Annotated in this window: 8 protein-coding genes; 2 read left to right on the forward strand and 6 right to left on the reverse strand. The window is 44.6% G+C overall.

Annotated elements, in window-relative coordinates:
- Positions 1 to 191: 191 nt before the first annotated feature.
- Together CDG79_RS14705 and CDG79_RS14710 are read right to left on the reverse strand one after the other, a co-directional pair.
- On the reverse strand, positions 192 to 1,322 hold the full coding sequence (locus tag CDG79_RS14705) for an aldo/keto reductase (protein ID WP_094342779.1): 1,131 nt from the start codon (positions 1,320 to 1,322) through the stop codon (positions 192 to 194).
- A gap of 80 nt (positions 1,323 to 1,402) precedes the next feature.
- Positions 1,403 to 1,900 carry a bifunctional nuclease family protein gene (locus CDG79_RS14710; RefSeq protein ID WP_012406891.1) on the reverse strand — a complete coding sequence of 166 codons (498 nt, stop codon included), beginning with the start codon at positions 1,898 to 1,900 and terminating at the stop codon, positions 1,403 to 1,405.
- A gap of 340 nt (positions 1,901 to 2,240) precedes the next feature.
- On the opposite strand from CDG79_RS14710, the gene CDG79_RS14715 reads away from it, so the two are divergent.
- Positions 2,241 to 2,921: a riboflavin synthase gene (locus CDG79_RS14715; protein WP_094342780.1), complete on the forward strand. Its 681-nt coding sequence runs from the start codon at positions 2,241 to 2,243 to the stop codon at positions 2,919 to 2,921.
- Between the two features lie 140 nt (positions 2,922 to 3,061).
- On the opposite strand, the gene CDG79_RS14720 is transcribed toward CDG79_RS14715, so the two are convergent.
- Together CDG79_RS14720 and CDG79_RS14725 are read right to left on the reverse strand one after the other, a co-directional pair.
- The gene (locus tag CDG79_RS14720; RefSeq protein WP_094342781.1) at positions 3,062 to 4,621 is read right to left on the reverse strand and encodes a M23 family metallopeptidase; all 1,560 of its coding nucleotides are present in this window, start codon (positions 4,619 to 4,621) and stop codon (positions 3,062 to 3,064) included.
- Positions 4,622 to 4,711: 90 nt separating this feature from the next.
- The gene (locus CDG79_RS14725) at positions 4,712 to 5,530 is read right to left on the reverse strand and encodes a biotin--[acetyl-CoA-carboxylase] ligase (protein ID WP_094342782.1); all 819 of its coding nucleotides are present in this window, start codon (positions 5,528 to 5,530) and stop codon (positions 4,712 to 4,714) included.
- A 77-nt stretch (positions 5,531 to 5,607) separates the two neighbouring features.
- Here CDG79_RS14725 and pgeF point away from each other — a divergent pair, with 77 nt between their 5' ends.
- Positions 5,608 to 6,393, forward strand: a complete 786-nt coding sequence (gene pgeF, locus CDG79_RS14730) for a peptidoglycan editing factor PgeF (protein WP_094342783.1) — start codon at positions 5,608 to 5,610, stop codon at positions 6,391 to 6,393.
- A 4-nt stretch (positions 6,394 to 6,397) separates the two neighbouring features.
- Here the strand turns inward: pgeF and CDG79_RS14735 are convergent, their stop codons facing one another.
- Positions 6,398 to 7,027, reverse strand: a complete 630-nt coding sequence (locus CDG79_RS14735; RefSeq protein WP_094342784.1) for a hypothetical protein — start codon at positions 7,025 to 7,027, stop codon at positions 6,398 to 6,400.
- Between the two features lie 233 nt (positions 7,028 to 7,260).
- Positions 7,261 to 8,307, reverse strand: coding sequence for a polysaccharide pyruvyl transferase CsaB (gene csaB, locus CDG79_RS14740; protein ID WP_094342788.1), 1,047 nt, complete (start codon positions 8,305 to 8,307; stop codon positions 7,261 to 7,263).
- Between the last annotated feature and the right edge of the window lie 218 nt (positions 8,308 to 8,525).

Below are 8,525 nucleotides of genomic sequence, written 5' to 3' on the forward strand. Positions count from 1 at the left end.
TCTAACAATCCCGTTGCACACCGACCGTACAGAGTCTCTTTGTTGAGTTCGAGAGGTTGCTTGCGGCGGGTGAACGGGGGCGTTATACGTCGTTATACATATAAGTCCATACGCACCCTACCAGATTCAAGCCAAGGTGGATGAGGTTTTCCGACTTGTGTGTACACAGTAAGTCTTTAGACCGGAGAGTGTCAACCCCACAATCTCCTACCTGCTTTCCCATTTAATCTTTCATGAGCATCTTCCAACAAAGCTGGAATATCTAACTTTTCTGGACACCGAGGTAAACAGTCACCACATTCTGTACATCGGTTGCCTTTCATGCCAGGAAACCAGTGACCGGCATTTTCAAACATTCCGTAACGATATTGTCCATAGTCTTTCATGTCGTATGCCACTGCGAGATTACGTAACCGCAATACTTCTGGAATGTTGATATTTTCTGGACAGGGCAAACAGGCATAACACTGGCTACATTTATCAGTTTCTAAAGCAACTTTTTGATGATTTTCTAATCTTTGGAAAGCGGATATTTCTGCTGATGTTAACTCTCCATCATTATCAGCAATTCGCAAAGGTTCACTTAATTCATCTGGGGTTGCTGGCCCTATACTCAAAGTAGTAATACGGTGATTGGAAAGTAAAAAGCGATAGCTTATCTCTAAGGGTGAATACGGGTAGCACAGGTCTTCTAGAGTTTGGGGTGGCGTGTAGAGAAGTCCTCCCTTGTCAGCAGGGGAGATGATGAAAATGCCCATATCCTTTTCGGTAGCTAGTTGAATCGCTGGTGCCTGCCGTTGAAAAAAATAGTAATAATGTAGATAGACAAATTCAAAAAAATCTGTGTTGATTGCTGCTTGAATTAACTCTAATGTCCCGTGGCTCGAAAAACCAACGTGTCGGACTCGACCATCAGCAACAGCTTCGTCTACAGCCTGCATACAGCCATTTTTGGCTTGCACCCACTCCAAATGTTGCCAAGTGTTCAAGCCATGAATACCTAAGCAATCTAAATAATTTAGCTGTAATCGTTCTAGGGATTCATCGATGCACCGACGCATGGTGTCAGCATCTGCTGTGGCTGGAATTTTGGTAGTGATATAAAGCTTCCTTCGGGGTATTGACAACCCAGCTTTTAGCATCCTACCAAGAAACTCCTCGCTTTTGCCGTAACCTCTAGCAGTTTCTAAATGATTAATTCCTAACGCTAAGGCTTGTTCGATGGTCTGGTGGGCATTTTCAAAAGAAGCCAGGTAGCGCATTGTTCCCAAGGAAAAAACCGAGAGGTACAGATTCGTTTTTCCAAAGCGTCGGTATTGCATCTTGAACAAAGAGTTAGGAGTTAGAAGTTAGGAGTTAGGAGTTGAAGTAAGTAATTCATAACTCCTAACTCATAACTCTTTTAGCTGTCGCCATTACCAAAGCGCTTGATCAAATCTTCAGGACGGAGATTAGAAATAAATTCACGGAAGGCTTGCTGTTCTGCTTCATCTGCATCTCGATCGACAGGGATAGAAGCATCAGCAATCACTTCTTCCATTACCCAAATGGGGGTATTTGTACGGAGGGCAATGGCGATCGCATCGCTAGGACGCGCGTCAATTTCTTTTTTGACTTCGCCTTGCTGGACGATTAAAGCTGCATAAAATGTGTCCTTTTGCAGGGAATGAATGATCACCTTTTCTAGAGTCATATTCCAAGTCTCTAGAAGATTCACAATCAGGTCGTGGGTTAAGGGTCTGGGAGGCTTCTGATTCTCCAGCGCACCCATAATTGCCCTAGCCTGTTCCTGACCGATGTAAATTGGCAAAGCCCGCCGATCTGAAGAATCTTTCAAAAGGACGATCGGGCTGCGGGTTATGGCATCTAATGCGATGCCAGCAACTTTCATTTCAATCATTGCCTAAGCCTCTACAATGCTTTGAGAGTCTTGGATGTTGTGTAACAAATAGTACACCTTTTTGGGTGGCTTGGTGACAGTAATAAACATAAGCATTCGTTCTCTATAATTGCTTCTATTAAACTCCGAACTTGTGGTGAAAACCAGAGTAAGTCAAATTGGTCTTCTTAGACAATAACCTTCTTACCCAAGTATGCCTCGTGAAGGATGCTAATGTGTTAATATTCCCATACTAAAAAAAGTCAGAAAATATACTTGGATGTTCTAAATTTCTGTGACAATTACCAATTGACTTCCGGCAAAATTAGGCAATAAATAGAGTTAGTTTGACAAAAAAGCCGTGTTTACAGGATTAATCCAGGCATTAGGAACGATGGAACCCTTGGGGGGCGATTCTTGGCAAATTACTTGTGTCAGCCAGTCGAGTGAAGTAATTATGCAAGATTTAGCTTATGGTGACAGTGTTGCGGTCGATGGTGTTTGCCTGACAGTAGAAAAAGTTTTAAAAGACGGGTTTCTCGCCACGGCTTCACCAGAAACGCTACGCCGCACGACGTTAGGAGGTGAGCAAACACAACAGAGATATGTCAATTTAGAAGCGTCGCTAAAAGTAGGCAGCAAAGTTGGCGGTCATTTTGTGATGGGTCATGTAGATGGCATTGGTAGATTGCTAGTGGCAGAACAAACGGCAAGTTCTTGGGAAATGACCTTTATTGCATCTGATGCGATCGCCCGGTATATTGTCCCCAAAGGTAGCATAGCCGTCAATGGCATCAGCCTCACAGTAGCCGCTTATGAGCCAGAACTCTCCCAATTCAAGGTGGCAGTAATTCCCCTCACTTATGCCGAGACAAATCTTCGTTATTTGGTTTCTGGAAGCTTGGTGAATCTAGAAGGGGATATTCTCGGCAAATACGTCGAAAAATTCCTTTATTCTGGCAACCCACACACCACAGCCCATGATCACAATAGTATAGATGGCATTACACCCGCATTCTTAGCAGAACACGGGTATTTATAATTGGGAATTGGGAATTGGGAATTGGGAATTGGGAATTGGGAATTGGGAATTGGGAATTGGGAATTGGGAATTGTTATTCTTCTCCTGTTCTTTTGCTTCTTATATCGCAGTCCCCAGTCCCCAGTCCCCAGTCCCCAGTCTCAGCTACCTGGTTCCTTGCTAACCTGAGCGGTTTGCAAGCCTCGCACTAACTGGCTGAGGGCACTTTGTAATTCCACACCTGGGTCAGTAGCAACCCACCCGTTCGGTGTAAGGTGGCGGACTTCAAAGTGCAGGTGAGGCCCTGTGGAATTCCCGGTGCTACCAACTAGACCAATGACAGTTCCAGGTTGTACCCACTGACCAGGTTGAACAAGGATTTCTGACATGTGACCGTAGAGAGTTTGTTCAGCAGATTTGTGATTCAGGATAACGGTTAAACCATAACCACCAACCCAGTTAGCAGTTTCTACTTGACCAGCAGCAGCTGCTAAAACTGGTGTTCCTGTAGGCGCACCTAAGTCTGTACCAGCGTGGAAGCGTTGAGTACCTGTGATTGGATGAATTCGCCAACCAAACAACGAGGTAATGGGAGCGGGAATAGACAATGGATACATCATTCCCGTACCACTATAGGCAACTCTCCCTGTATAGGGGATTTGCGGCAATACTGATGCTAGTGAGAAGTCATAAGCTACGTTACTGGGACGGGGTGCAATGTTACCATCTGCCATTGGTGGGGGTAAAGTCCCGCCACTCGGTGCGATGGGAGTTGCACTCACGGTTGTGGGGCTGAACTCGCTGGGATTCGGGATAAACCGATTCGGGCGAAATGCGCTCTTAGTATCACCACCGGAAGTATTTTGAACAGCACGCCACCTGCTGGTGTTGCCAGTAGTTGCAACTTGTTGGACGGGTGGAACTACTGGTGGTAATTGGGCGTTTTGACTTCTTCTCAGCCAAGTAGGTGCTACTTTACTATTAGAATCAGCTACACTCCTTTGGGGTGCTTTGGCGCAAACGCCGCCTAATACGCTTTGCCCTGACGGTAAAATGGCTCGGCAACCACTGGAGCGTTCTGTGAGAATTACGGAATTTGGTGCTTGATAAGTACCTGTGGTACCACTGTCATAACTATTAGGATCAATATAAGCGTTATTATAATCCTTGGTTTTCCCTGTAGTTGCACTGACAGGGCTGTTAGAGTTATTTGATGGTTGAGCAACTTCTGGAAGTTTTTCAGGTAAAGAGCGGGTGGGGGTATTAGGTTTTTCTTGTCTCACCCTTACAGGTGTAACCTGGGAGGCTTCTACCTTGGGTTTTGCCTGTCTGATAATCACAACAGGTTCAGCAGCTTCGATTTTGGGCGTAGACTGCCTAACTGGTTCCTTTGATTGAGCAACCTCTGGCTGACGCAATCTCTGTTTGAGTCTGGCTCGCCGTTGGGAAAATTCCGGTTGCGCTTGAACAACTTCCGGTATAACAGCCTGTTTTTTAACTGGATTTGTAACTGCTGTTGGCTGGGAAGTTTCAACAGTGGGAACGATATTATCTACTTGTGTTTCCGTTTGGGCAAACACAAAGCCGCCGCTAAGGAGGCTAACGCTACTCAGCCAGCAGAGGCTCTGGGCTGGTAGCGTAGAGGCAAAACGTTTTTTTGTCAGACCTTGCTGCCATAAGTAATGCAAACGATGAGGGGCAGAATTATTGCGCTGCGTCATTTGTTCTCTCAGTTGTGTGTAATTAGCCTAAAGAGATGATGCTAGTGGTTTGTCTTGCCCAAAGAGCGAAATTTTGAACAAACCTCAAATTTAAACGGAAGATTTATGGTACCCCAAACTGATTGTACCGGGTTGAATATAAATTTCCGGTGTAATTAGTTCCTTTGTATCATGTGTTTCTAAATCAACTCGTAAATTTCCTTGAGGAGTCACTCCAACTACTGTACCTGAAAGATTATTGACATACACCCGATCGCCCATGTTTGTAAGCAAATCTAGATAGCGAGACAAGAGTATGCTTACTCCTTCTTGGAAAAGGCACTCCATACCGGATTCTATTCCTAGCAAGACGCTAGAGGTGAGCATTTCCAGACAAGAAATTGGTCTGAAATCTTGCAAAGCTTGCCACGATTCCAGATTGATTCCAGTTTCGGGTACTGGATTTGTCCAGTTAATACCAACACCAATTACTGCTTGGGTGATTTGTCCTTTGTTTACTTTGGTTTCTGTCAAAATGCCGCCTAGTTTGCGACCATTTAAAACTAAATCATTGGGCCATTTTATGCCAACATTTATACCGCGCTGGCGCAATTGAGACGCAATTCCCCAAGCAGTAGCGAAAGTTAGCTGGTAGCTGTCAGTAGCCTCTATTTTTTGGTCGAAAGAAATTGCCACGGAAACATATAATCCCCCAACTGGAGAAATCCACTCGCGTCCCCATTGTCCGCGCCCAGCAGATTGGACAGTTGCGATTACTACTGTTCCTGAAATCGCCCCTTGGTTGAGTAAGTTCCAGAGGGTTTGGTTTGTTGAGGAGACGCTTTCAAAAAAGTGGAGGGAAAATGGTAGATATGTATACTTCCGGCCTGCTTTCAAGGCCGCTTCCAAGTTTTGCAGATTAAATCCCACAGCAGTTAACCCAAATTCCGTTGTTCAAGTTAGCATTGATTGGCTGATGAGTGATTTCTGTTTAGGTTTGGTTGAAGATGCACACTTGGCACTGGCGCAATTCGGAAGGACTGCCTTTTCTAACTTGTAGTATTCTGGAACATTGGCATCACGGCTTCTTTACCCAGCAGTTTTGGCCGCGATCGCCACAAGTTATCACAGAAGTATTGCAACCAGAGGCATCAGTCTATCGCTTAAAGCAGGTTCATGGCAATACTGTTCTCACACCTCAAGAAGTTGAGAGCTTCTTAAGCTCTGCTGAGGAGGATTTCGCATCGGCGGATGGTTTAATCAGCGAGCAGCCAAGACAAGCTGTTTGGGTAGCTAGCGCAGATTGTACACCCGTGCTAATTGGGGATGTGAAAACTGGACAAGTAGCAGCATTACACGCTGGTTGGCGGGGGACTGCTCAAAAAATTGTGCCCCAAGCGATCGCTAGACTACAATCTCAAGGCAGCAAACTTGATGATTTGAGGATTGCAATGGGCCCAGCGATCGCTGGCGAGGTTTACCAAGTATCTATCCAAGTGGCTGCCGAAATTGGGGCTAGTATTGTACCACATAACGATGAACAAAAAATCATTCAAGCATTGCATGAATTACCAAATTCACCCTTGTTGGAAGATCCTAATCCAGGAAAAGTAAGGTTGGATGTGCGGCGAGTGAATACCTTACAACTGGAAAATTTGGGGATTAGTGCAGAACAAATTGCGATCGCACCTTATTGTACTTTCCAAACTCCAGAGCATTTCTTTTCTTATCGTCGGGAGAAAGAGAAAAAAGTGCAATGGTCAGGAATTGTTAGCGGTAAAACGAATCAGTAGTTTATCAGAAGTCGTACAACAGTGAGTGAAAACCCGATCTCCAACCTCTTTCCCAACGCTCATCACCTAGAAAGTGTTTAACACAGACTACTTGGCTTTGTAAGGCTCTTTCCCTGCATCCATCACACAGACAGAGTTGTTCAGACAAACCATATTTAAGCTGTAAAGCATTAATCTCTGCTACTAAAGCATCTTGTACTTCTTGCGGCGGAGTCTGACGTGCAGCAAGAAGCTGTTTCCTAAAAACTGGATCTTGGTTTTGTGAACACCAATTCACCCAGAAAGCAATATCTGAATCTAGCTCAATAGTTTTGTTTCTTGTCACTAACTTGTTTAAAGCATCTGCTAGAAATTCTTCAGGAAGCGCAACTCTATGCACTTCCACATAGTGAACCAAGCCTTCAGGCCATATCCAGTAACCATCAGTTAATTCTGAACTTCCCATGAATGCTTTAGCACATCCATGCATAAACCTACACCACGATAATCCACGATATTGTGCGTATAGCTTTCCTGCACAAAGGTAAGCAACCACCCGTTTGGCAATATCTGGTGCTAGTTTTCCCGCAACCTCTTGCGGTGCCAGAAATTGATCGTCATCAAGGTTCTTAATCCAATAACCGATCGTAGGCATAATTCGTTTACCTCTGACCTACCCTTTATAAATGCACACGCCTTAGCGCTCTTTTATTACTCCGAAAAAATAAAATATTCGTAGGTTGGGTTGAACGAAGTGAAACCCAACAAAACCAGAGATTGTTGGTGTTGGGTTTCGTTCCTCAACCCAACCTACGCCTAAATTCATCAAAGTCCTTAAAAATAAGGGTGGATGATTTTTATCCGACGAGAGTCATAAAAGAGCGTTAGTTAGGGTACAGAAACTAAGGCTTCACTCAAAACATCACGATGCATTAATGCACCATCCACCAAAGATTGAATTTTCTCTGATGATAACGGCTCGCCATTGGCATAATGCTCCATCCAAGTCAAACTAATCAAATTGGGATCGTCGGGTAAACTTGACAAATCCCACCCAGGCATTTCCAAGTCTTCCATGAGACGATTTACTTTGGGATCGTAACTGAGAGCGAAGCAGCGACAACCTTCAGATGCAGCCATAATCAAGCTGTGTAGGCGCATCCCAATTGCCATTTCTACGCCGCGAAACACACCTTTCAAAAGTTGCGGATCTGACAAACACAAAATCTGGCTGACATCTTTAAGGTGTGGTTGAATGGCTTCGGCAATACTTAAATCTTCACTTTTTTGAAACGGTAGTAGTAAAATAAAAGCCTGTGTAGCTTTTTGAAAGTCAACCAAAGCACGAGTCAAATTTGCCAGACGTGTTTCTGTAAGTTGGGGATGCGATCGCAACGTTACCGCAACTCTCGGCGCAGGTAAATCCCAAAGTCCTGGGACTGGTTTAGATTCCAACGCCCAAACCGGATCGGGAGCTATAATACAAGGGATTTGCCAATCAGATAATAAAGCAGCACTGGCGCGATCGCGGACACTAACTTTGGTACAATTAGCAAAGGTTTGCCGCGCTAACCAACGAGTTTGCGGACGCACTAACGGCCCAATACCTTGCGCCCAAGCAACAGTTTTCAAACCCATTTTCTGAGCTAATGCCATCAGTCCCCCATAATAAAATGGGCTGATAGTACTGGTAACATCCTGAATAAGACTCCCCCCGCCCCAAATCAAAGCATCGCCAGAGCGTAAAGCTTGCAGTACAGGTAAGGGAGCCATGCGATCGCAAGTTTCTACATTATAGCGATCGCGCGTTTCCTCTGGATTACCCGAAAGTACCACAGGTGTTACGTGAGATGGTAACATTTGCAAAAGCGTCGCCAACAAAGCCTCGTCACCACCATTACCTTTACCGTAATATCCAGACAATAACGCCCGCATCTTGACCATTTTAGATTTTAGATTAACAACTTTTTTTATACAGAATATCTGTCATTGCTACAGATAGTAGATTCATTCACAAATTCTATTTTCAAACTTCGTAACAAAGGAAGATAGAAATATAGCAACAGCCAAGGTGGTCAGGACATCAACAGATGATACAACTTAGACACAAAAAGACTTTTCACCCAGTCCCCAGCCCCCAGCTATATATAGTG

The sequence above is a fragment of the Nostoc sp. 'Peltigera membranacea cyanobiont' 232 genome (genome assembly GCF_002245985.1).
Lineage (GTDB): Bacteria > Cyanobacteriota > Cyanobacteriia > Cyanobacteriales > Nostocaceae > Nostoc.